The organism is Gammaproteobacteria bacterium (genome assembly GCA_015709635.1).
Classification (GTDB): domain Bacteria; phylum Pseudomonadota; class Gammaproteobacteria; order Burkholderiales; family Nitrosomonadaceae; genus Nitrosomonas.
Genome location: CP054180.1, coordinates 571,215 through 596,107, shown reverse-complemented (window position 1 = coordinate 596,107; position 24,893 = coordinate 571,215). Strand labels below are relative to the sequence as shown.

Here is a 24,893-nt window from a genome sequence, read left to right as displayed (position 1 = left end):
GAACTGTCATGCAGTACAACAAAGGGGGCGTGATCATCAAAGCACAGCAGTGAATAGTGAAACGCACTGCCTTTGATGCCTATTTTTCCGGCAGCTCTTTTACCGGCAATTCGAACCAGAAAGTACTGCCCACGCCCAGTTCGCTTTCCGCACCGACGATACCACCCATTAATTCGACAATTTGCCGGGTAATCGATAAGCCGATACCGGTACCTTCAATTCCACTGTTCACGGCATCCAACCGGTTAAAAGGCTGAAAAAGTTCCGCCATCTTATGCGCGGCGATTCCAATTCCGCTATCGGTAATGACGATCCGCAAACAACCGTGATTTTCCGATTCCCGCGCTTCGATGTGCACTTTACCGCCTTGGCGGTTGTACTTAACGGCGTTGGATATCAGATTGAGAATCACTTGTTTGAGCCTGACCCGGTCGGCATGCAGCACTTTCCCTGCCAACCCGGTATGCGTCAGCTGCACATCCAGTTTATCCGCCTGTATCCGCACCAGGTTCATACATTCCTCGATCAATGGAAGAACTTCGACGGATTCCAGTTTCAGCTCGATCCGTCCCGATTCGATTCGAGCCAGATCCAGCACTTCATTAATCAGCGCCAACAAATGAGCGCCTGCATTTTTGATCTCCCGGATGTACTTCAAATGCGGATTGTTGAGACCTTCCAGCTCCATCAACTGGCTAAAACCCAGTATGGCGTTCAACGGTGTGCGTAATTCGTGACTCATGCTGGACAGGAATTTGGATTTTGCTTTGTTTGCCCGCTCGGCTTCCCGCCGGGCGTTAACAAGTGCTTGTTCGGCCGCCTTGCGTTCGGTAATATCCTCGGCAATGCCTTCAATGCGCAAATCGCCGTCGGCATCGTCAGCTGGATGAGTCGAGACCAAGATCGTGCGTTCATTACCATCGGGATGGACAAAGCTCATCTCAAATTGCACAAAATCCATTTTCCCTTGCGCGATCTGGTTAATGATGAAGTAGCCATATTTCAGTGAGTCCGGATACCAGTTTACGATCTGATTCCAGAATTTTCCGATAGCTTCCTCTCTTGAAATACCAAAAATCTTATCGATGCCGCCGCTGACATAAACGATCTCACCGGTAATCGCCTTGTAGCTATAAATGACAAATTTATCGCCAATATCTTCCACCAGCCGTTGATATCTTTCCCGGCTATCCTTCAATGCCTGCTCCGCTTGCATGAGATCGGTAATCACTTCAATAATCGACCAAATCAATTTCCGCCCGGAAACATCTTGGATCACAACTCCGTTGAGCTGCACCGGATAACGGCTGCCGTCCTTGCGGATATATTCCTTGCGGTAGGGACCAAACCTACCGGTCGCCTGCAAAATTTCAAGCTGCAGCGCTTCATCAGCTGCATAATCCTGCGGCGTGATATCCCAATACGTCAGATCCAATAACTCACTGCGCTGATAGCCGGTAGGCGTTAACAAGGCATCGTTGAATTCGATGAATTTTCCCGTCGTATAGTCGTTCAATGCGATACCGATCGGCGACATCACAAACAACGTCCGCAAACGTGTTTCACTATCCCGGTTCTTCTGATGAAATCTTCCTATCGCGATAAGCGGCAGCAAAATCAGGATAGCGGCCAGAACCAAACCCAAGCGGAAAAAAATAGAACTGCCGCTAGCCGCGGACCATCCCCCTTTGGGGATTGCCGCCATCCGCCATGAATCTTTGTTGGGTAAGGAAACATCCAGCAGCACGGGGTATTGATCGAATACGCGGCTCATGCCGAAAAACACCTTACCTTTGTCCAGCGCATCATTCCGCCGCAGGGCGATGTCAAATTCTTGCGCCAGATCCGGCAAGCCGCTGGCTGCATACAATTGCTCCACATCAATGACAGCCGAGATCACGCCCCAGAATACCTTCTCTTTGCCGGCTTTATTTTCATCAAGAAATATCGGCAGGCGCGCAATAAAGCCCTGTCCTCCTTGCACCAGATCAACCGGTCCGTCAAAAATGAGATTACCGCTGTCGCGTGCCTGTAACACGGCCTGGAGTTGCTTGGGATGATCCCGGAAATTCATACCGATGGCCGCTTCATTGCCTTCAAGCGGATACATATACCGTATCACCAAATCAGGCGCCGCACCGATATTGCGCAATTGCGAGCGGCCTTTGAACAGATATTGAGCCAATTGTTCGAATTTACCGGTAGACAAATCCGGCTCGGCTGAAATCGATGCGGCCAAGCCTTGTACTAATTGCGCATTACTGGCGATGTTGCCTTCCAAAGTGGCGCGCAACAGGCTAAGCCTAGTGAACACCGCATCACGCAAATCGCGCTCTTGGTTACGCCAATGCAAATGATCGACATAAAATCCCACCGGTAAAAGACAAATTCCAACGACAAGTGCCGGCAAAAAAACAAACTGTCCGCTTTGTAAGAAAGAAAAAAATTGTGCCGCACCCAGTTTCATAAGCTAAAGATAAAAAAACCGTATCAATCCCGGATTGTTGGAATAATCCATCAACGAATAACCCGGATATTGAATATTGCGCTTTACCACAGAAGAAAGAATCCCATGAGAAAGAGAATAATAAAGATTGAGCTGACAGACCTTTTCACAGAAAACCGTAGCGGCATTTTTGCAAACAACCTTAAATTACTATCCATAAACAAAGCTGAAATCACCGTTGAGCGCACGAGAAACAACTAGGCAGTAGTTTAATCGCTCACATGCCGTTTGGACGCATACATATATCCTGCGATCGCCCCCACGATTACTCCCAGCGGCGCAGCAATAAAGACACCGATCAACGGCCCTTGATTGGTATCTTTGGCGAATACCATGGGACCTAAAAATCCTAACGTAAAAAATAAACCGCCGAGGATTAATGCACCGCTGATTACTGCAACAAATCCATGCGTCCTTTTTCCGGCAGCCAGTTTCCACGTGAACCAGGCGGCCATTGCTGCACAGGCAAATGACAAAGCCGTGCTGAGCCATGCTGAAAAACCGGTGGTAATCGTTAGCATGGTATTGATAAAAAACAGTACGGTCAGGAACATCAGCAGAGTTACAATTATTTTAAGAACATGAATCATTGGTAAATGCTTTCATCGAATGATGTTAATCGGCAAGGCATTGTAAACTATCTCTCAGTTATCCAGCGTCCGGATTATCCATGAGGTTGTGCATATGAATACTTTTAGCCCGCAGCGGCGCAAATTATTGCAATACGGTTTCAGCAGCCTGGGAATTTTTGCTGGTAACGCTTTGCTGCCCTCAGCCGTTAAAGCTGCATCCCTGATTCCGCTGCTGACAACCCATACCGGATTGCTGCCGCCGGATCAGAACGGCGTGCGCTTGCCTGCGGGCTTTACATCGCGCATCATCGCCCGCTCGGGTCAGAAACTTTTCGATTACCGCTGGCATGCGGCGCCCGATGGCGGCGCTACATTCGCAACCGGGGATGGCGGCTGGATTTATGTCTCCAACAGCGAGCTGGATAAGCAAGCCGGCGGCGCAGGCGCGCTGCGTTTCAATGCTCAAGGCGACATCGCCGATGCGTATCCGATTCTGAGTCAAACCAACCGCAATTGCGCCGGCGGGCATACGCCGTGGCAGACTTGGTTGTCGTGCGAGGAAATCGACAAGGGCCAGGTATGGGAATGCGATCCGTTCGGCCGCAAGGCGGCGCAAGTCAGAAGCGCGCTCGGCGTATTCCGGCATGAAGCGGTGGCGGTGGATACGCAAAACAAACAGCTTTATCTCACCGAAGATCAGCCGGATGGCTGTCTTTACCGCTATACCGCCCGCAGCTTCGATGGCACCGGCAATCCCAATCTCGACGACGGCATTCTGGAAGTAGCCGAAATCGTGGATGGGCGTATTGGCGCCGTGCGCTGGCATCCCCTACCCGACCCGCTGGCAACCGCTACACCAACTCGCCAACAGGTCGCCGCCAGCACGCGGTTTAACGGCGGTGAAGGTATCTGGTACCACCAAGGGATTGTTTATTTCACCACCAAAAGCGACAACCGCGTGTGGGCATACGATGCACAACAGCAGTATCTCAGCATCCTCTACAATGCCGCTGTGTATCTTTCACCGGTATTAACCGGGGTAGACAATATCACCGGCAATGCCGCGGGCGAATTACTGGTCGCCGAGGACGGCGGTGACATGCAGATCGTGGTTTTGAGCGCGGATAAGGTTCTGCCGCTATTACAACTGGCGGGTCATGACCGCTCGGAAATCACCGGCCCGGCGTTCAGTCCCGACGGCTCACGGCTGTATTTCAGCTCACAGCTCGGTCAAACCGGTCGCGTTGAGGACGGCATGACGTTTGAAATCTCCGGGCCGTTCTGAAGCCGTTTCCTGACACTTGATAAATCCCTGCCGTGTACCCATTTAGTCGGGAAGAATCGGCAGGGTTGTCGCTATTGATGAAACTTCACTAATGCGCCGAAAGCGGCAATAATGCGAGTGCCGGAAGCGTGATCAACGAGGGGGAGACTCACTTGGAATTCAAGGATTACTACAAAACATTAGGTGTCTCGCGCGACGCGACCGCGGAAGAAATCAAGAAGTCGTTCCGCCGTCTGGCGCGTAAATACCATCCGGATGTTTCCAAGGAAGCGGACGCCGAACAGAACATGAAAGAAGTCAACGAGGCTTATACGGTGCTGTCCGACCCGGAAAAACGCGCCGCTTATGATCAGCTCGGACAACGCGGATTTCAAGCGGGCGGCGATTTTCAGCCGCCACCTGGGTGGGATAGCAATTTCGAATTCAGCGGCGGATTTAGCGACGCGCAAGCGGCCGATTTCAGCGATTTCTTTGCCGAATTATTCGGCACCCGGATGGGCGCTGGCGCCCGGCATACTCATCAGCGCAGGCGCGGCGAGGATCACCACGCTAAAATCATGCTCGATCTGGAAGACAGCTACCATGGCGCCACGCGCAATCTGACACTGCGCATGCCGAAACTCGACGGCCAGGGACACGCCGTGCTCACCGAACACACATTGAACGTGCGCATTCCCAAAGGTGTGCACGCCGGGCAAGTGATCCGGCTGGCCGGACAGGGCGGCCCGGGGCATGCCGGTGAAGCTGCCGGCGATCTGTTTCTGGAAGTGCACTTTAACCCGCACAACCGTTACCGGATCGAGAACAAAGATGTGTACGCGGCGCTGCCGGTCGCGCCGTGGGAAGCGGCGCTGGGCGCAACCGTCAAAATACCGGTGCCGGATGGTGCGGTCGAAGTACGCGTACCGGAAAATTCCCAGCCGGGCCGCAAACTGCGCTTGAAAGGGCGCGGCATTCCGGCGGCGGCTCCCGGCGATCTCTATTTGGTGCTGGAAGTGGTACTGCCGGCCGCTGCGACAGAAAAAGCACGCGAATTTTACCAAATGATGGCGCGTGAACTCGCATTCAATCCGCGCCAGAATCTCGGAGTCTAAGCCATGACACTTGAAATCGACGCCGTTTCACTCGAAGACACCGTATTCGGTCTGGATGAACTGGCGCGCAGTTGCCACGTCAGCCGCGAATGGATCATCGAACGCGTGCAATGGGGTCTGGTGCTGAACGGCGATTTAACCGGCACTGCCCCGGAGGCCTGGCAATTCGATAGCCGCAGCTTCTTACGCATCAAAAGGATCGTCATGATCGAACGCGATTTCGAAGGCAATCCGGAATTGGCCGGGCTGGTCGCCGACCTGATCGAGGAAGTCGAATCGCTGCGCGCCCGCCTGCACGCAGCCGGACTCCCCGAAGACTGAAAAAAACACCCTCTCGAAAAACAAACCGAACAGGAAATCCCGTCATGTCCTTGCATATCGTATGTCCGCACTGTCATGCCACCAACCGCGTACCGGCAGACCGCCTCAGCGCGTCGCCGAAATGCGGTGCATGTCATCAAGCAGTATTTACCGCACAACCGGTCGAATTGACCGAAAGTCATTTCAACCACCACATTACCAACAACGACATCCCGGTGCTGGTGGATTTCTGGGCGCCGTGGTGCGGCCCGTGCCTCATGATGGCACCGTCTTTCGCCAAGGCCGCCGCTACTCTGGAGCCGGACATGCGCCTGATAAAAATCAATACCGAAGAAGAGCAAGGATTAGCCGCGCGTTACGGTATCCGCAGTATTCCGACTCTGGCGCTGTTCAAAGGCGGACGGGAAATCGCCCGGCAATCGGGCGCGATGAGCGAGCACGACCTGGTACGATGGGCGCAAGCGCATAACCAATAATGAAAAATAACCCTTAAGGAGCACAACCTCATGCCCACTAACGGATTCTTCGTTCGTTTAATCGGATATACACTCGCCGGCATCCTGCTGGTGTTATTCCTTCACAGCTTCCTTTATCACTATTTTCCGGGTGCACTGCAACTGAATTTCTTTTCCGGTCAAAACGGTCAAGAGCACGCCGAACCACGCGTGGTTCAAGCACGCGGCAATCTGGCCGAAGACGAAAAAAGCACGATTGAATTGTTTGAAAACTCACGCGATTCGGTGGTGTTTATCACCACCCGGCAACGCGTGATGGATGCCTGGACGCGCAATATTTTTTCCGTCCCGAGCGGCACCGGCTCCGGATTTATCTGGGACGATCAGGGCCACATCATCACCAATCTCCATGTCGTCAAAGGCGCCAGCGAAGCCACCGTGCGTCTGGCCGATGGGCGCGATTACAGGGCTTCCCTGGTCGGCGCCAGCCCGGCGCACGACATCGCGGTGCTGAAGATCGGCATCGGCTTCCAGCGCCCTGCTCCGGTACCCATCGGCACCAGCAGCGATCTTAAAGTCGGACAAAAAGTCTTCGCCATCGGCAATCCGTTCGGTCTGGACTGGACGCTGACCACCGGCATCGTCTCCGCGCTGGATCGCTCGCTGCCCGGCGGGGATGGCCGCACCATCGACAATCTGATTCAAACCGACGCCGCCATCAACCCCGGCAACTCCGGCGGCCCGCTGCTCGATTCCGCCGGCCGCCTGATCGGCATCAACACTGCCATCTACAGCCCGAGCGGCGCGAGCGCCGGGATCGGTTTCGCCGTACCGGTCGATACCGTCAACCGCGTGGTACCGCAAATCATCAGCCGCGGCAAGTACACCCGCCCGGCAATGGGTATCACTGTCGATAGCAAATTAAACAACAGGCTGACTCAATTCCTGAAAGTCAGCGGCGTGGTCATTTTAAGTATCAGCCCCGGCTCAGCCGCCGATGAAGCCGGATTGCGCGGCGCCACGCTGACGCCGGAAGGTAATATCATCGCCAACGATATTATCGTGGCAGTCGACGGCAAATCCATCGATTCCGTGGATAAACTGCTCAACCGCATCGATAGCTACAAAATCGGCGACACCATCAAAATCACCGTACTGCGTAACAATGACAAAGTTGAAGTGCCGGTGACGTTGCAGCCGGAGGAATGATTTTAACCGGAATGGAACGAACTATTTTTTGAAAATTAATTGTACAGCTGATACTACCCGTTCATTCATTTGCTCCCTGCGTCACCCCGTACGCGCATAACCAGATCGGATGTTGAAATGCCGGGGGTGTAGGTCAGTTCCTGAATCATCTCCGGCGGCAAGGATTCGCATAGCTGGTATTTTTCCCGGCGTTCCTGTTCCGAAGCACAAGCGAAGGTGTAGATGTCAAAACCGTGGCATTGCATCAATTCCGGGGTTACGCTCGCCGGGGTTTCCGTCGTGACGGCATCGACGTATTTGCAGGTGGCCACGACTGCGGCGCGTTCCGCTTGCTTCATGACGGGCAATTTGCCTTTATTTTCCACTACCCGCTCATCGGAAACCACGCAGACCGTCAAATGCGTCCCCAGCGCACGCGCTTCCCGCAAAAAATTGACATGCCCTTCGTGAAACAGATCAGCCACCATGCGCGTGTACACACGTTTTTGCCGCTGATTTTTCGGCCATACGGGTATCTCGCGGTTTAAGCGCATCATGGCACGTTCCATCCATTGCCGGCTGCGCAGTGCAAGCACATCATCGGGGTCCTTCAGCGCGATTTGATGCGCGTAGCACCAGGCTTTGGTCAAGTCACCCAATAACCAGAACTGTATCAGTCGGTGATAGGCATAGCAGCGCACCAGCAGGGTAAAGTTTTCCAGGTTACACGCGGATACCACGGTATCCCAATGGGGGTTCGGTGTGCGCCAGTCGCCGTAAAAGGCGGCCAAAATTTTTTCTGGTTGGCGTGGAAACCAGACAGCACCGTAATCGCTATCGCGTTGCATCAAGTCTAATCCGGGAAAAACCGACACCCGCTGATACTCATCCGCATAACCGGGTAGCGCGAAGCCTCCCACGAGTTGTTTTCCTCGAGCTTGCAAGCCGCAGACATCCAGTGTGATCCCCAATTCCGCATGCACGTAATCGCGATAATTGGCGTATTCGATCCGCATCGGTGCGCGCACCCAGCCCGCCTGTTCCAGTGCGGCGCAACAAGTATCCCAGGATTCCATGCGCACGGCGATATCGAGATCCTTATCGAAATCCAGCAAGCGGCCATTGCGAACCAGTCCCAGCAATGTACCGGCGAAGGGAAATGCCGGAATATTCAATCGGGCTAATTGCGCGCAGGTAGTCCACAACAATTTCTCCGCTTCGCCGGAAACAAATGCGTTTATGCCGGTTTGCAATTGCTTCTCTTGTCCTTTTTGCGGCGGAATTTTTCCCGATTTGGCCAACGCCAATAAATGATTCAGCGCATCGCTAAAATGCACATGCGCGGCAGACAAATCCAGCAAAATGAAGTTTGCGGTCCCCAGCACATGTGCCCAGTGCGCTTTGTGAAAATCGCCCGCTACTTGCGCATAAATTTTCGCTGCATACGCCGGCACATCGGCTGCCCGGCCGGTGCGCATCGCCAGGGAGCACCATAAGCGTGCGACATCCGGCGATAGTGGATATTCACTTTTCAGCGGCTCCAGAATTTTGTCCGCATCGTTGAACTTACCCGCAGTGATTAATTCCTTTGCTTTCGACAACGCTTCTTCGAGTGTCATAATTTTGTTCTACTCTCAGTGACTTAATTTTCTATTTCAATAGAAATTGACAACAAACATTGCATTTTAAACATTATCCAATATAATAGGAATCATTCTCATTATTGTTGTTTTGTAAATCTTAGTGAGATGACATACTCAGTCAGTACCCGTATTTTATAAATGCTAAATGCAATTATCAGTTAGGAGGTAACATTATGGCAGTAACTACAACAACCCGCCCAAGCCTGGGTTCGGGATCAATCAAATTTATCGATGGTATTCCTTTTGAGGGAATTGGATCTGGTGGGTTCACTTCTAATGATTTGCTAATTATTGGTGACGATTCAGATAATGTACTTATTGGCGGTTCCGGTAATGATGATCTGGAAGGCGGAGGGGGAAACGATATCCTTAAAGAAGGCCCCGGCAATGGCATATTAAATGGCGGAGACGGCAATGATGATCTGGATGGAGGGCCAGGAACTGAGAAACTTTTCGGTGGCGCTGGTGACGATATCCTGCGAGCCGGGGGTACTGCACCAGCACCAGGTCAAGTTGGGGATTACGACAGATTGAATGGCGGTGCCGGGCACGACACGTTCGGTTTTTATGGTGTCGGTCACTTTCAAATTGCCGATTTCACACTGGGTGAAGACCGTTTATTTTTTGATTCATCCGTACTTGGAATTACTGACGTTGGGCAATTACTCTCGTATATAACAAACATTACCGATCATGGCGTTATTGATCCTGTTAGTAATCTTAGTAGCTTTACTGTTGATTTTGGCCCTACTGCGTCTATTGAGCTTGTTGGAGTTGGAGTTACCCCAAGCGCAATTACAGCAGATATGATCGTTTTCAATCTCTAAGCATTCTCAAAAAAAACTACCCTACCTTAGATTCTCTCGATTACTTCCAGCCTTGGCTGGAAGTAATAATATGACCCACAATATTTTCGAATTAACACTTCTACTCCTTCCTCTTTGATAAGACCGGATTGAATCGGCTTCCCTGCAATTGACATACCACAATGTTAGTAATATCAAACTTCGTAGCAGGAGAACCAGGAAGGCTAAGTGGATGAACTGCAAACTGGTGTTGAGCTTTCGCTCGCAGTTTTTCCATGGTCTTCTGTTCTTTTCCAGCCAAGCGAAACTACGCTCGACAATCCATCGCTTGGGCATGACCTTGAAAGTGTGTAATTCGCTGCGTTTAGCAATTTGTACTGTCACGTGCTCGCCCAAGACCGCCTTGACACCCTGGGCAAACAGCTGACCGACATAACCGCTATCAGCCAGCACACTTTGCACACAGCCCAGGTTGGCTTTGCAACATCCGAACGCTTGCAGGGCACCCTTACGATCGGTCACTTCGGCCGTCGTCACGGTTATAGCATGCGGCAACCCTTGGTTGTCGACTGCAATGTGACATTTGATGCCTGACACTTTTTTACCTGCGTCATAGCCCTTCTGCTCCGCCGTGTCTATATTCTTCACGCTCTGCGCATCCACGATCAAGAACCTGCTGCAGGCGTTGCGACCCTGTCTCGCGGGCCGCGCGCCAACCTGATTTCTTGAGGGCCCTCTCCAGCAGGCTCACCTCTTCATCGTCCAGTTCGCTCCACTTGGCGAAATATGAATGCACTGTGCGCTATTTGGGAAAATCACTGGGTAAAGTACGCCATTGGCAACCCGTGCGCAGTAAGTACAGCACTGCACACCACACCTCGTATAAATCCACCGTTCGTGGTTTGGTTCGCTTGCGTGCCTGCTCCAACAGCAGCCTGATCTGTTCGAATCGCTCACGACTCATGTCACTCGGATACGTCTTCTTATGCATCCGTCCATTATCCGATTATTCGATATGATCGTGAACAGGTTCTAAGGCACAATTAATTTACTAACCTACTAGTGTTCTAAAACAACTCATTCTCATAAGCTGAAATGATCTCAGTAATCGTTGATCTTGCAACTGTCGCTTTGGAAGAATCATTAGCCCCAATTGCTTCACTAAGGTCCTGCAACGCATTTTGCATCTCTGCACGTTGCAATGAACCTAAACGCAATTCCAGATCAGGTAGGAAAATATTCGCATACAAAGATACTCTTTCTGCAGAGATAATAGCCTGATCCTTATCAACACCAAATGCCGATTCAATCTGACTTATATTTCTTCTTACTTGACCGATAACTCCCTTGCTAATTTCGATAACGATTTTATTAGCGTTCACATTAGCCAAGTCACCCGTTAATTGAGCTTTGATATCGCCATTGCCTGATGGATTATCCTGAGCAATAAATGTTTCAACTGCACCATAGAGAAGTGCGGCTTCCAGTTTTTCCTCCGCCGCTTTATCAGCATCTCCATCTCTATTAGTTACCAATTCACCGATTTCCTTCAATGCATCATTCAAGAAACTTCGGACGAGCGGAATTACAATGTTTTCGCGTGCTATCGCAACATTGGTATGGTCATCCGTATTTACTTTATTTAAAGCTTCCCTGCCATTTATAAATGCCAGCGTAATTTGATCATCCAAATCTGGGTTAATCCCATCTTGGATCTTTAATTTATCGCCTGTCAGTACCTTATTTATACTTGAAGTCATTGCTATAAGAGCCTGCGAAGCTGAGTGAGCTCTGTCCCATTCTAGCGCCAATTCGTTGGTTGCCAAACTATCAAAGCTATCAAGTACAAAAGTAATGCGGTTGTAAATGCCAAGCGCGAAAACTTGTTGCAATGATCTATCAATTCTTATTGCAGAAAATGAAACTTGATTTCCATTTCTGATGGAATCGATAGCTGCCAGAATAACTTTATCGCTTGTCAATCCATATGCTGAATCAACAAATTGCGTTACTTGCTGCAGCTCACCGGTATATTTTGCAGCAACGGCGTTAGCATCAATGGGATTTTGTGCAAGTAGCCCACTAATTGCCTGATAGCCAGCAACAGCATTATCAACAAACACTGTATCGCTTGTAGCACTATATTTAGTCAAGTTAAGTTGACTCTCATAGTTATCAAAAATCGCTGTTATTGCAGCCTGTGCTGATGCAGATTTAGCAGCGTCATCCGCTTTTACTGCGCTATTCAGATCATTCAGCGCCGTTTCCAGGCTACCTCGCACGGTCGCACCCAAGCGTAATTCCAGATCAGGCATGAAGATCTTAGCAAATTCCACCGTTCCTGAAGCTTCCGCCATTCTTCCTGGACGATCCGCAGCTTTTGCGATATTAGCCATCTCACCTCTTGATCGACCAAGCATCCCTTTGTTTAATTCGCTAACAATCTCGTCCGCAACAAGATCGAAACCATTGCCCGTCAGTCGAGCTTTAATGAACAAATTACCCACGGGATTATCACGTGCAATCAAAGATTCGATAGTGCGATAAAAAACTTCCCCTTCCTTGAGCTCATTACGAGTCTGTGCCTCATCCGTATTTCTTGCTGCCATCGCTCCCGCCACTTCACGTAAAACCGCGTTGTAGTACGCTCTGGCTACTGATGATATTCTAGTAACGTAACGTTCCACTGCGACAACACCAGCATCTTCAGCCGGATTGCTTTTATTCAGCGCTGCTCTAATTCGCGCAACCGATTCATTGAACGCAATATCCGCCCCCGGATTGCTACCTTCCACGATAGATTGTTTATCCGCACTAAGCACTTGATTGGCTCTCGCAACATTTGCCGTAATCGCTTGAAAAGATGCAACTGTTTCATCCAGTTTTTGGATTAAATCTGCGGAAGCTGCGGTCTTGAATTGATTGTTTATATCTGAAATACGATTAAAAATAATTTGATAAAAAACGCGCTGCAGAGTCTTGTCGATCACCTGACCTGCCAATGCCGGTTCATTTGCACTTTTGATTTCGTCAATTGCAGCCAGGATATCACTATCCAGTTTTAGTTTATTAGCTGTATCGACCTCTTTCACCAGCGCCTGCAAAGCACCTGCGTAAGCACTTCCAATAGCATCTCCATTAATTGGCACTTCTTTTCGCAGCGTTCCAATCGTCTTATATGCGGTAACAGCAGTTTGAATGGCGGTAACATTAGCAGGATCTGCAGCAAAAACGCTTGCACTATTTATACCAAATACAAAAAATATTAAACCCGCAGCAAAATATTTACTTCTTGAAACTATAAGCCTGATTAATAAAGACAAAAACATTATTACAAACTCCTTCTAAAAGAATGTTAATACAACTGATAATGATAGTGATTATCATTTCTTAAATAAATTAAAATAAATCTATTTTTTTCACGAACTACTAAAAATTGACGACTAGAGTGCCACGGACTGCAATGGGTGATCCAGGTGTTATATTGTTGTTGTTATTTACCGACGCGAAGTAATTAACATTAAACAAATTTTCAATATTTATTTGAGCACGAACTTGACGCATTAACTGCGCAAACAATGCTGCATCCACCCGTGTGAAATCTGGTATTTTGACCGTATTATCTGCAGCAGCAAACATGCCACCACGATAAATCACACCGAATGCCGCCCCTATTCGAGGCGTAAAATCATAACGATTCCAGACTGAAAAAGTATGATGGGGAAGCTCCGCTACCGACGCGCCTTTTTTTGCTACCCCCTGTATGTCGCTGGTAAATTCCCCAATTTGATAAGCATAGCCACCCATCACATTCCATTCCGGAGTCAGCCGACCATTTAGGCTTACTTCAACACCTTCGGTACGCTGACCTTTGGCTAAGAAAGTTCGCGAAGGATCATTCGGATCAGCCGTGATGGCATTGGTTCGATCCAGTTGGTATACCGCACCTGTTAACGCTAAATCTGGGCGAATATCCCATTTAATTCCAGTCTCGAGTGTTGTAAATTTTTCAGGCTTCAATACGGCTGTCGTTACGGTTATACCCGTCAGTTGATCACCCGCACGCGGAACATAGGCTTGGCTATAACTTGCATAAAACGAAACAGGCGCGATAGGTTTATAAATAACACCAAAACGTGGCGCAATCAGTCCGTCATTGGTTTTCAGGTGAGCTTTTTCTGCATTTCTTTGTTGAAAATCCACCTGAAATATATCGTAGCGAACTCCCGCGATTAATTGTAGTTGAGGCAGCAACTCTATCTGATCCTGAATGTATAACGATGTAACGTTTACAACACTTCGATTGTATGCATCCGTGTCTCTAGTCACATAACTGACTGGCGCATTTGTTATCGGATTATTTAATGGCACCAATAAATTAACTTGTGCTTGATCATTATTAAAAAAACCGTTTTGCCGCCTATTATGGGTTTCCTGACGGCCAACCTCAATACCGGCCATCAGCGTATGTGAAATCGATCCAGTGTTTAAGGAATACAGCAAATTTGTCTGATTAAAAACATTTTCGCGCGTTGTTGCATTGTTATATGCGCCCAGCGTCAGCAATTCCGCTCCGGGAATAACCTGACTGCTTGCAAATATGTTTTGATAGAACTTATCATACGTCGCATAATTCGTACGGTTTTGTAGTGTAAAACCGGAATCAAATTTATGTTCAATCATCGAATTGAACGACAGTACATCAATATGTGTGTGGCTGCGTTTGGGGTCGCCAAAGAACTGGGATCTATCCACGCTAACGGGTCGCCCCATAAATGAAGGAATTCCTCGATCCGCTGTACGATCATCGTGAAAACGCTCCATGTTTGCGACAACCTTAGTACGATGGGTCGGTTTGATTGTTACAGTTGGTGAAATACCAAGCCGATCCATACTTACGCCATCACGATAACTGTCAGAACCCTCGTACAAGCCATTTAAACGAACCGCAGCCATATCGTTAATCACATAACCGACGTCGGCCGTTATTCTTCTTTGACTAAATGAACCGCCCTGAAAAGTAAATTCCCGTACTGGATCCCAATTGGCCTGCTTCGAGACGCGATTGACAACACCACCGGAGCCACCGCGACCAAAAATCATGCCATTGGCACCTTTAAGTACTTCAATGCGATCAATGTTATAAAGATCCCGGTAGAATTCGGCATCGTCTCTAATACCATCCATAAAAAAATCACCAGTTGAACGATTACCGCGAAATATAAGTGCATCACGATTACCTTCACCCTGCGAGACGCCAACACCGGGGACATATCGGACCGCATCGCCAATACTCCGGATTGATTGATCTTTAATCAATTCATCAGTTATAACCGAAATGGCTTGCGGTACATCGCGCAATAACGTATTGGTTTTGGTCGCTGTGCTGGTACTCACCGCCGCATAGCGATTGGTGTTGTTGGCTGTGACTTGTACTGTCGGCAATGTGGTAGCGGCCGGTTCAGGAGAAGCAGAGGGTATCGCGCCGATGGCAAAACCATCATCGCGCTGCGTCACTTGCAGGCCTGAGCCGGCAAGCAATTGATCAAGTGCTGCTTTTGTTTCAAAATCACCCGCCAAACCATGCGTGACTTTCCCTTGCAACAACGCAGAATCCAAGGCAAGCTTTATCCCGGCCTGTTGCGAAAACTGGATAAGAGCATCGTGCAGATAACCGGCGGGAATGTTGTAGGTTCGCACAGCCGTTGAAGTGTTTACTGATTGTGCAGCGCCAGGTTTAGGTAGAAGAACCGCCGCTAGAGACAAACTGAATAATATTGCATAAAAACAGATGTATCCAGCCAATCTACGAATAATCATATCATTAGGGAGTGCAAAATTATTTTTGCAGCCAATCCGGGGTAAGTAATTATTTTTTATTTTTTAAATGTGAAAACAAGGCACTAAAAATATTTAACGCCGGCAAATGCCGGCGAGATCTCAACGAGCTGAAAAGCTTTTGATGCACTAAAACTATCCTGGGGGCCTGCCTCAAATTGCCGTTTCGCACACACAGGTCGATTGAGCAACAAAATTCTGCAACTGAGATTTCTGCATCAATGTCTGATCCAGAACCTCTTTTGCATGGCACGCGCAAAGGCCGCATTGTTCCGTCACACCCAAACTGGCCTTTAAATCCCTCATCCGGCCCGCACCCTGGTAGATTGCTTCGCGCAGCGCGTTCTCGGTTACTCCTTTGCAGATACATACATACATCGTGAATACCTTGCGATCTATATTTAAATAAGTAATGATCAAATGATCATTAGGAATGAGAATGATTCTTAATTATACAGATCTCTTTATAAAATGCAAGATAATTGGCAATTGGCACGGTGTGTAAAATGCCGGCACACAGCCCTATCTTTTTTGCGACAGAAATGTATTGAGTCAGCGCAAAACATATAGCATACTAGCTGCGCACTTGGTTTCAATGCGCATGTATTCCACGGAAATATCACTCTGACTCTCTAACAATTTCGTTTTTTTCACAGGCAATTTAATGTTTATCAGTGTTCTTGATCTTTTCAAAATCGGCATCGGTCCATCCAGTTCGCACACCATGGGTCCCATGGTTGCCGCCAAGGATTTTCGCGGCCGCATCCAGGCTTTTGTCACCAGCCATCCTATTCCGTTTTTCCTGCAAGTGCGCTGTACGTTACGCGGATCACTGGCGTTTACCGGTAAAGGGCACGCCACGGACCGCGCGGTGACTCTGGGCATGCACGAATACACCCCGCAAGGACTGGCAAAACTGGATGTCAATGAGCTGTTTCAAAGGCTTTGGCAACAGCAAACACTGCAGATCAGCGAATCGATCACCGTTCACTTCAATCCTCCCGAGGACATCATATTCGATCGCGGAGATCCGCTGCCGGAGCATCCCAACGGTATGATTTTTCAATTACTGGACGAAACCGGTAAAACATTGCTGACGGAAACCTACTTCTCGATCGGCGGCGGATTCATCTCCACATTGTCGGAAATCGGCCAGATCGTTGCACCGATCAAAATGGAAGCGACCAGTTCCTGCGGCTTCCCATTCGATTGCGCCAATCAAATGATGAAAATGTCCGCCGACAGCGGGTTATCGGTTGCCGCCATGAAACGCAGCAACGAGCTCGAGCGCATCGGTGAAAAAGCATTGAACGACGGCCTGGATGCCATCTGGGATGCAATGCGCACCTGTCTGGAGAAAGGTTTGGTGGCGGAGGGCCGATTACCTGGCGGGCTTAACATTAAACGCCGCTCGCACTCCTTGTTTCTGCAGTTACAAAACAATCCGCAAAAAGCCAACTTGAACGACTGGCTGTGCGCTTACGCCATGGCGGTCAATGAAGAAAACGCCGCCGGTCACATGGTGGTCACCGCACCGACCAACGGCGCGGCGGGCGTCATCCCGGCGGTGATCTATTATGCGGTCAAGCACGAAGGCGCCACATTGGAACAAGTACGCGATTTCCTGTTGGTAGCAGGTGCGATCGGCGGTCTGATCAAGCACAACAGTTCGATTTCCGGTGCCGAGGTAGGCTGCCAAGGCGAGGTAGGATCAGCTTCCGCGATGGCGGCAGCGGGCTTATGCGCGATCAAGGGTGGCACCACGTCGCAAATCGAAAATGCCGCTGAAATTGCATTGGAGCATCATCTGGGCATGACCTGCGATCCGGTCGGCAGCCTGGTGCAGGTGCCGTGCATCGAACGCAACGGCTTTGGCGCGATCAAGGCTTACACTGCGGCATCATTGGCGATCCGCGGCGATGGCCAGCATTTCATGTCACTGGATAACTGCATCGCGGCGATGAAACAAACCGGATTGGAAATGTCGGTGAAATACAAGGAAACGTCGCTCGGCGGATTGGCGGTCAGCATTACCGAATGTTAGGGAAGCTCATAAAAATGTAGTGCGCAACGGTCAGGTAAGGCGGAATCAGAGGAAAAAGCGCAGTTTACGAGGTGTAAATGAGCATTTTGAATCTGATTTCAACAAGCATGACCGAGCACAGTATTTTTTAGAGCTTCCTTAGGATCGAACGAATTCGCGCCGCTCACTTTTCTCGGTGCAATTTACTGATCACCGAACGCACACCGCGCACGACCAAATAGACCGCGATCACGACAAAAGGAATTGCAATGCCGGTCAGCAGTTCGACGTTGATATCCTGCCCGGCCGCTTTCAACGCTTTGAGTCCGTAACCGACGATGCCCAGCAGATAGTAGCTCAATACCACCACAGACAAACCTTCCACCGTTTCCTGCATGCGCAGTTGCACGTGGGCGCGGTTGTCCATGGATTTCAGCAAGTCGCGGATTTGTCCTTCCATCGACAAATCGACGCGCGTGCGCAATAACGCCGACGCTCGCCCCAAACGGGTCGACAACGTCTCCAGTTTGGTATGCACCAGTTCGCAAGTCCCCATCGCCGACGATAGCCGCTGGATCATGAATTCCTGCAGCATCTGCAGCCCTTCGATACGCTCTTCGCGCAACTCGGTAATGCGCAATTTCACGATATCGTAATAGGCCCTGGAAGCGTTGAAGCGATGACTGGTCAGCGCGGACAAACGCTCGGTTTCCGCCGCCAGTTGTGTCAATTCATTGAGCAAGCGTTGTTCATCTTCGATGCAGGTTAGCCGCACATTGTTCGCGGTCAATTCCGCCAGGCGCTGATCGGCGCGCGCCAGTTGCGGTATGATTTTGCGCGTGATCGGCAGCGGCAGCATCGCCAGCATGCGGTACGTTTCGATCTCCAGCAAACGCTGCACCAGCCGGCCGACCTGACGGCTGCGCAGATTCTCGTCATGAATCAGAATGCGGCCGAAATTATCGGCGTGAATCTGATTATCGCTCCACACACTGGCTGCGCCACCCGCCACCTTGGAACCAATCACCGTGCCGGAAGCAAACAGCGTCACCAGTTCATGCAAACTGCGCTTGGCGCGCGCACGGTCTTCCAATGCAATATGCGTCGCCACCAGCAATTCGCCCGGCAAGCGCGCCAGCCAATCCTGCGGCACGTATGCAATCGGAGGATGCTCGAAAGGCGTATCAAACGGCTTGGCGCGATATATCGTGTATGTCGAATATTCGGTATGCCGCTCCCAGCGCAGGCGGAACTCACCGCAATCGGCGCTGAAATCATTTTCATGCGCGTTCGGCGGTGTAATGCCGTAACGCGTGCACAATTCACCCACCAATTGACGCTCCTGGTCGACGCGATCGCGTTCCGATAATAAAACCAAATGCGACAACTCGAACGGCGGCGCCAGTAATTCGTACGCCACCGCGTTCAATTCCGCATGCAGATCCTGCCGCTCCGCATAATCCGGAATGCTCAGTAATTTTTCCTGTGCCAGCGCGCGCAGCTCAGCCGTGACAGAAGTTTGTGCCGTAGAAGAATCCATACCAATAACCCGATCCGATATCACCAGCGGGTAGCATACCGAATTTTTATGTCCGGCAGATGAATCTTTTTGCGGGATCGTGAAGCGGCGGAATCGAGGCGGCAGAGGCAGAAACGGCGCGTACAGTCAAAAAAAATCAACGTTCAAGAGAACGTTGATTGACTAACATCAGGAAGATACGGGCAAAGTCTAGCACGGCAAATGTGAAGGTTTTGTGAGAGTGCGGAGAACGATGCCGGAACCGGTCAATCGCTCACGCAGCGGTATAAAAATTCCCCGCTATAGTAAAATCCCGCAAACCGATCCACCGGAGACGACATGCACGCTACGATACCTTCAATCCTTGACCGCCATCCGGATCAAGTTATCCAGGACAAAACCATCGACACGCGCGACGTCATGCAGGCGAACCGCATGATCGAACTGTCGATGTTGATAGGCGATGTTCTCGCTCATCCGAAAATTCCGGGATCATCGGATTTCGATGATGGAGAAACTGAAACGCTGATGGGAGGAGAATAGTATGAGCGACGATTTTCCGGAAGAATTTACCAAGTTGTATCGGTATGTTAAACCATTCGATCGTCGTATCAACAAACTGCGGCATATGACACTTTTTCACCGTCCGCTTCTGAGTGTTGCAAGTTTTGTGTTGATTTTTGTGCTGCTCATACCTGTCACTACGATCGTGATCTTTCTTGTCAATCGCACTCACACGCAGTATGTTTTCCTCACAGGACCTGCAGGAAGTACTACGGCTTATATCGCACCTCGAATCCGATCGATTCTCAACGCGCCAGAACCTATCGAGCAATTGCTTCATCTCAATATCGTTCCGGACTTTACGCTGCGGCCATCTTGCGGCGGTCTTGATACCAATGCGCAGATCAATGCCGGTGTAGCTCATCTCGGCTTCGCCGAAGATGGATTTTCCGGGAATTCAGCTGCTTCCATACTGTGTTCATCGACTGCGCAACATATATCAGCAAAGATCAAGGATGTTGGAGCCGGTACCAAAATGCGTGTACTGATGAGCTTGTACAAGTCTCCACTCCATGTGGTCGCACGCTCAAAACTGGGACTCAGCGATCTGCAACAGATACCGCCCGGCACAAAAATCTACCTTGGCGGAGATGGCAGCTCGACCCATTTCGTGGGTCAACTGGTCGTGGAACATTTCGGTCTGAATGTTGACCGCGAAGGCCATACGTTGGATTTCGAGCAAGCCGCACAAGCACTCATCAAGGGGGAATTCGATGTTGCTTTATTTCTGGCGGGACTCCATACCGAAGTCCTAAAATCCCTTTTGCAACAGAACAGTGAGTTCCAGTTATTACCGATTGCGAAAACCGAGAGCTTAAAGACGCTCTTCCCATACCTTGAATCCTTGGCCATTCCGCCCGCAATATATCCGAATGTTCAGAATGAAATTCAAACCATTGGCACCCATACCGTGCTGGTGGCGTCAACTGCACTGGGAGAATCCGAGGCTTACGAAATAACCAAGAAAATTACCGAACACATCCAGGATCTCCTCTGGGATGTACCGCTCAATCTAGCGCGTGTCATCGATAACGACCCCTCGAAAGATTTGTTTTATCCCATTCACGATGGCGCCCGCCGCTTCTTTTCCCATAACCCGCCATTTTTTCTGGATATGGCCATGCTGACAGGGATTGGTGCTTATTTCTCGGTCATTTATGCTGCTTACGCCATGTTGATCGAGTTCTTCCGGAATTACCGTGTACAGCGGTTTTTGACGACCATCGATCTGATTCAGGGTCGCGTACAAATTGTCGGGGATTCATCGAATTCGACGCTGCTCAGCGCCCATCTTCAGAAGATTCGCCGTATCGCACTGCGGCTCATGCGCCGCAGAAAAATCACGTATGAGGAATTCAGTTACATAGAGGATTACATCAAGGCATACAAGCTCTAAGTGGCAGATTAATCCTGATGATCTCAGTTCAAGGTTACAAACCGCTCACCTTAACCTTTACGCTGTCTGTACAATTTTCACGGCGATCTGTGTATCATAAGCCCGAAAATGACCGGTCTCTGATGCATTCCGGTTTTCATAACCGATAAACCAGATCAATAAGGAAAAACGATGGGCGCTATTTTCTTTTATATTTTTGTGTACTTCCTCGGATACTACGCTTCCAATGTTTTGAACATGCTGACGGTACGACCGCTGGTCACTAACCGCTACATGGCGGCACTGGTGCCGGTTTACGGCATTGCATTCGCGCATGCCTATATGGTCGTTACCAGACCGCTGCCGGCGGGCGCGGACATCACGGTGGAATATGCGCTGCTGGTTTTCATCACGCTACCGGTTGTGGTGGTGACCATGGGCGCTGCTTATTTCATGTGGAACAGCAAAGGCAAGGATGACCATCCCGAGGATCACCGGGAATCGGCCGGCGTTGCCACTGCCGAAACGGCTGCTCCCGATAGCGTTGAACAAAAAGTGGAAAACCGGGTTGATACCGCAACAGCAGCCGATACGCCTGCTCATGCGGACACCGGTAAAAATAAAGAGAGCAAAGACGCTTAAAACACTTAAACACTGCTTACAGCAGTTTCTGCTACTCATTTTTTCATTAAAAAACCCCTTTCACATTCTTCACATGAAGGGGCTTTTATCAAGCAACGCAACCGCTCAGGGCGTTATGACGATTTGTCGACGATCACGTGTTCTTTCTGCGCGCTGAGCGTGCCTTGATCGATGATCGCCAGCGTTAAGCGCGAAATCGCCACGCGTTTGCCGCTGGCTTCCTCGACGATATCGGTCTGCCAAACCTGGGTGCGGCGGCCGGTATGCAGCGGCGTGCAAATGCCGATGACATGACCTTGGGTCACTGCGCGGATATGATTGATATTCAACTCCAGCCCGACCGCACGGTATTTCTCCGGATCGATGGTCATCCAGCCGGATACGCTGCCGAGTGTTTCCGATAGCACGCAACTGGCACCGCCATGCAGGATACCGAACGGTTGCGTGGTGCGCTTATCGACCGGCATACGCCCTTTCAAAAAATCCGCCCCGAGCTCGGTGAATTGAATACCGATATGTTCCCCCATATTGGCGTTGCGCAATCCTTCCAGATACTCGATCGTATAGTCTTTGAACCAAATAGCACTCATAAAACGTTTCCTCTGTATTGTTTCAGCAAGTACGGGATTATAGTGCAAGGAGGCTGGTCGGCGCATTTCAGCAACCGACAGTGGAACTAGAATTGCGACTTCCAGCTCATCGATTCATTTCATCAGGGCTTTCATCAAATAATTTCTCAGCATGACCAGCGAGGAAAACTCCCGCGGTCTGATCACGCGCGTCTGTTCCATTTGCCAATCGGCATATATCAAGCCGATGGTGCTGTTATTAAAGACCAAGGGCAGCAATATAAAAGCGCAGGCATCCGGTAGCGTCTTTCTGAACCAAGCGGGTATCGTCGTTTCCCTGCTTAATGTCACATCCTGTATAAACACATCGGCTTTCTGTGCCAGCGACAAATGGAATACATCGGCAGTGTATTGTCTGGAAAAGCAAAGATCCGCCATTTTGTCCGCTTTCAGATTACCGAAATGCAATCCCGCTTTAAATTCTTCGTTTTCGCGAAAAAAAACAATCACGCGGTTAAACTGCATGCTTTCATAGATCGCTTCCAATGCAATGTTGAGCGCGCTTCTGAAATCGATTCCCCGGCCCAGCGCAATACTCAACTCCAGGATACCGACGGCAATCCGCTTGCGGGATCTGTCCCATTCGTCATCCGCCTTCTCCGGATCGGCATGAACGGCGGATTGATTCGTTTTTTGTTGTACCGATTCGATTGACCCCCAGATCACCTCGTGCGGAAGCAGCAGTAATTCGCAGTAACGTGAAATGAAATTTTTCAAGCTCTGGGTACTGATATTATTTGCCAGCAATGCCGCCATTCTTCTGGAGAAATCGGCCATCGTTTTCATCCAGCCGGCTGAACCCAGGCCGGTATTTCCATTGTGTTGAGACGGATCGGTTACGGTGCTGGAAATTTTCTCCGGCAACTGCCAATACTTGGCGATGTTGTTTGAAATTTCATCAATGGTCATGCCGATAATTTCCAGTGCGGCATCATTTTCATCGGCGTGACCGCCGCCGGAAACTTGCTGGATTCTTGCCCATTCCTCGGGAAAATAAAAAACCATAACCAAACGGCCGAGATGATGCAATTGCGTGCAAACGATCGCTTCTTCGCCATTCGCGACGTTCGATTTCGATACGATATTTTTGGCGATATCGCTCGCTAGAATTGCTTTTTCCAGTTCCGCGCACACCGTACCCGATTCTGTTTTTGCCGCCGAAATGTTATCGATGGTTCGCACATTGAGCGCGACGCTGGTAATCGTGTCCAGTCCGAGTACCACGACGGCATGGGAAATCGTGGTAATTTCCCGGTCCGCTTTGGAATACATACCGGAATTGGCCAGCTTGATGATTTTCTGGGTTAGGGTGAAATCGCTTAAGATGGCGTTGGCGATACCCGTGATATTTTTGCCTTCATCGCGGATCAGCTGTTTGAGGTGATGAATCGACTTTGATAATGCGGGAAAATCACCCTTTTCATTGATTCTTCTCTCCAGTAGCGCAAAAAAATTAGCCTTACTGAGTTCAAATGCTGAGGTTACTGTCGTCATACTATAAAAAGTTATCTGGATAGTCAGAGTATTCCGGTTCTTCAATCAAGTATCGGTGCAATCACTATCTAGGGCCTGTTAACACTACCTAAGTGCTTCGACGATGAGAGCGAAATGGATGAATGAGAGAAAAATGACATCCAGTTTGTCGAATCTGGAGAATATTCGACGGAATCCCTTGAGTCTGCGGAATAATCTTTCGATCTCATTGCGTTTTTTGTACATGGCGCGGTCATATTCCCAGAGCTCCAGCCGATTAGTTTTGGGTGGGACAACCGGGATATAACCGAGCTCCAATGCAAGCTGTCTGGTTTGATCACCCTCATAAGCGCGATCCATCAGCAGATGAGTAGGAGAAGAGACGGGGCCGAGTGCTAACAGGAGTTGTCGTCCTTCCGGTGCGTCATGTGTATGCCCCGGAGATAAGGAAAAAGTTATGGCTGTTCTGGTATCTGCGGCAACCAGATGAATTTTAGTGGTCCAGCCACCTCGGGATTTGCCGATGGATTGCGGGCCGTTTTTTTTAATGCACCAGTACCATCAGGGTGCACTTTGATGCTGGTGCTATCCATCGAAACGGCTTCAATCTTGATGCGAATGATTTGTTGATGCTGCAGCTGCTCAAAAACTTTTTGAAGCACGCCGCTTTTCGCCCATCGATTCATTCGAGTGTAGATGGTATGCCAATTACCGAAACGCTTGGGTAGTCCGCGCCACTTGCAACCATGCTCGGTAACATACAGAATAGCATTGAGAATTTGTAGATTGGAATGACTGACATTGCCACGCTGGCGCGGCATGCAGTGTTCGATCTGTTGATATTGAGTTTCGGTGATTTCCATCACCATATTATATCAAATAGTGTTAACAGGCCCTAGTTGATTCCTCAATCGCGGTCATGCCATCGATCAGGCAATAATCACTTACACAACATACTTG

At 49.7% G+C, this 24,893-nt stretch carries 19 protein-coding genes and 2 pseudogenes; 10 read left to right on the top strand and 11 right to left on the bottom strand.

The window, feature by feature from the left end:
- Positions 1–79: 79 nt before the first annotated feature.
- The gene (locus tag HRU78_02695) at positions 80–2,467 is read right to left on the bottom strand and encodes a PAS domain S-box protein (protein QOJ22686.1); all 2,388 of its coding nucleotides are present in this window, start codon (positions 2,465–2,467) and stop codon (positions 80–82) included.
- A 248-nt stretch (positions 2,468–2,715) separates the two neighbouring features.
- A complete protein-coding gene (locus HRU78_02690; GenBank protein ID QOJ22685.1) occupies positions 2,716–3,096 on the bottom strand; it encodes a multidrug ABC transporter permease in 381 nt (126 codons plus the stop codon).
- Between the two features lie 94 nt (positions 3,097–3,190).
- Between HRU78_02690 and HRU78_02685 the strand changes: the two genes are divergently transcribed.
- From HRU78_02685 to HRU78_02665, 5 genes are all read left to right on the top strand, one after another.
- Complete coding sequence (locus HRU78_02685) at positions 3,191–4,363, top strand: DUF839 domain-containing protein (protein ID QOJ22684.1); 1,173 nt, start codon at positions 3,191–3,193, stop codon at positions 4,361–4,363.
- Between the two features lie 152 nt (positions 4,364–4,515).
- Positions 4,516–5,457 carry a DnaJ domain-containing protein gene (locus HRU78_02680; GenBank protein QOJ24887.1) on the top strand — a complete coding sequence of 314 codons (942 nt, stop codon included), beginning with the start codon at positions 4,516–4,518 and terminating at the stop codon, positions 5,455–5,457.
- 3 nt (positions 5,458–5,460) lie between these two features.
- The gene (locus HRU78_02675) at positions 5,461–5,778 is read left to right on the top strand and encodes a MerR family transcriptional regulator (GenBank protein QOJ22683.1); all 318 of its coding nucleotides are present in this window, start codon (positions 5,461–5,463) and stop codon (positions 5,776–5,778) included.
- 44 nt (positions 5,779–5,822) lie between these two features.
- A complete protein-coding gene (gene trxC, locus HRU78_02670; protein QOJ22682.1) occupies positions 5,823–6,254 on the top strand; it encodes a thioredoxin TrxC in 432 nt (143 codons plus the stop codon).
- Positions 6,255–6,284: 30 nt separating this feature from the next.
- Complete coding sequence (locus tag HRU78_02665; GenBank protein ID QOJ22681.1) at positions 6,285–7,442, top strand: trypsin-like peptidase domain-containing protein; 1,158 nt, start codon at positions 6,285–6,287, stop codon at positions 7,440–7,442.
- 65 nt (positions 7,443–7,507) lie between these two features.
- On the opposite strand, the gene HRU78_02660 is transcribed toward HRU78_02665, so the two are convergent.
- Entirely contained in the window at positions 7,508–9,040 is a 1,533-nt protein-coding gene (locus tag HRU78_02660; protein QOJ22680.1) for an adenylyltransferase/cytidyltransferase family protein, read from the bottom strand.
- A gap of 197 nt (positions 9,041–9,237) precedes the next feature.
- On the opposite strand from HRU78_02660, the gene HRU78_02655 reads away from it, so the two are divergent.
- Positions 9,238–9,891: a hemolysin expression modulating protein gene (locus HRU78_02655; protein QOJ22679.1), complete on the top strand. Its 654-nt coding sequence runs from the start codon at positions 9,238–9,240 to the stop codon at positions 9,889–9,891.
- Between the two features lie 174 nt (positions 9,892–10,065).
- Here HRU78_02655 and HRU78_02650 read toward each other — a convergent pair.
- The 4 genes and pseudogenes from HRU78_02650 to HRU78_02635 form a co-directional block, all read right to left on the bottom strand.
- Positions 10,066–10,861: pseudogene (locus tag HRU78_02650) on the bottom strand (IS5 family transposase).
- A gap of 76 nt (positions 10,862–10,937) precedes the next feature.
- Complete coding sequence (locus HRU78_02645) at positions 10,938–13,202, bottom strand: hypothetical protein (GenBank protein ID QOJ24886.1); 2,265 nt, start codon at positions 13,200–13,202, stop codon at positions 10,938–10,940.
- A 97-nt stretch (positions 13,203–13,299) separates the two neighbouring features.
- A complete protein-coding gene (locus HRU78_02640; protein QOJ22678.1) occupies positions 13,300–15,690 on the bottom strand; it encodes a TonB-dependent siderophore receptor in 2,391 nt (796 codons plus the stop codon).
- 171 nt (positions 15,691–15,861) lie between these two features.
- The gene (locus HRU78_02635) at positions 15,862–16,086 is read right to left on the bottom strand and encodes a (2Fe-2S)-binding protein (protein QOJ22677.1); all 225 of its coding nucleotides are present in this window, start codon (positions 16,084–16,086) and stop codon (positions 15,862–15,864) included.
- Positions 16,087–16,372: 286 nt separating this feature from the next.
- Between HRU78_02635 and HRU78_02630 the strand changes: the two genes are divergently transcribed.
- Positions 16,373–17,752 carry an L-serine ammonia-lyase gene (locus tag HRU78_02630; protein ID QOJ22676.1) on the top strand — a complete coding sequence of 460 codons (1,380 nt, stop codon included), beginning with the start codon at positions 16,373–16,375 and terminating at the stop codon, positions 17,750–17,752.
- A 163-nt stretch (positions 17,753–17,915) separates the two neighbouring features.
- Here HRU78_02630 and HRU78_02625 read toward each other — a convergent pair whose 3' ends face one another.
- Complete coding sequence (locus HRU78_02625; GenBank protein QOJ22675.1) at positions 17,916–19,271, bottom strand: DUF3422 domain-containing protein; 1,356 nt, start codon at positions 19,269–19,271, stop codon at positions 17,916–17,918.
- A gap of 318 nt (positions 19,272–19,589) precedes the next feature.
- Here HRU78_02625 and HRU78_02620 point away from each other — a divergent pair, with 318 nt between their 5' ends.
- The 3 genes and pseudogenes from HRU78_02620 to HRU78_02610 all read left to right on the top strand — a co-directional run bounded on the left by HRU78_02620 (position 19,590) and on the right by HRU78_02610 (position 21,669).
- Complete coding sequence (locus HRU78_02620; GenBank protein QOJ22674.1) at positions 19,590–19,793, top strand: hypothetical protein; 204 nt, start codon at positions 19,590–19,592, stop codon at positions 19,791–19,793.
- 1 nt (position 19,794) lies between these two features.
- Positions 19,795–21,210: a TAXI family TRAP transporter solute-binding subunit gene (locus HRU78_02615; GenBank protein QOJ22673.1), complete on the top strand. Its 1,416-nt coding sequence runs from the start codon at positions 19,795–19,797 to the stop codon at positions 21,208–21,210.
- A gap of 171 nt (positions 21,211–21,381) precedes the next feature.
- Positions 21,382–21,669, top strand: a pseudogene (locus HRU78_02610) (hypothetical protein).
- 275 nt (positions 21,670–21,944) lie between these two features.
- On the opposite strand, the gene HRU78_02605 reads toward HRU78_02610, so the two are convergent.
- The 3 genes from HRU78_02605 to HRU78_02595 form a co-directional block, all read right to left on the bottom strand.
- Positions 21,945–22,421: a hotdog fold thioesterase gene (locus tag HRU78_02605; GenBank protein QOJ22672.1), complete on the bottom strand. Its 477-nt coding sequence runs from the start codon at positions 22,419–22,421 to the stop codon at positions 21,945–21,947.
- 114 nt (positions 22,422–22,535) lie between these two features.
- The gene (locus HRU78_02600) at positions 22,536–23,954 is read right to left on the bottom strand and encodes an HDOD domain-containing protein (protein QOJ22671.1); all 1,419 of its coding nucleotides are present in this window, start codon (positions 23,952–23,954) and stop codon (positions 22,536–22,538) included.
- A gap of 84 nt (positions 23,955–24,038) precedes the next feature.
- Positions 24,039–24,796, bottom strand: a protein-coding gene (locus tag HRU78_02595; GenBank protein QOJ24885.1) for an IS5 family transposase whose coding sequence is annotated in 2 segments (ribosomal slippage) — positions 24,039–24,481 and positions 24,481–24,796 — 759 coding nt in all. Because the reading frame shifts where the segments join, the coding sequence is not laid out codon by codon here.
- Positions 24,797–24,893 lie beyond the last annotated feature (97 nt).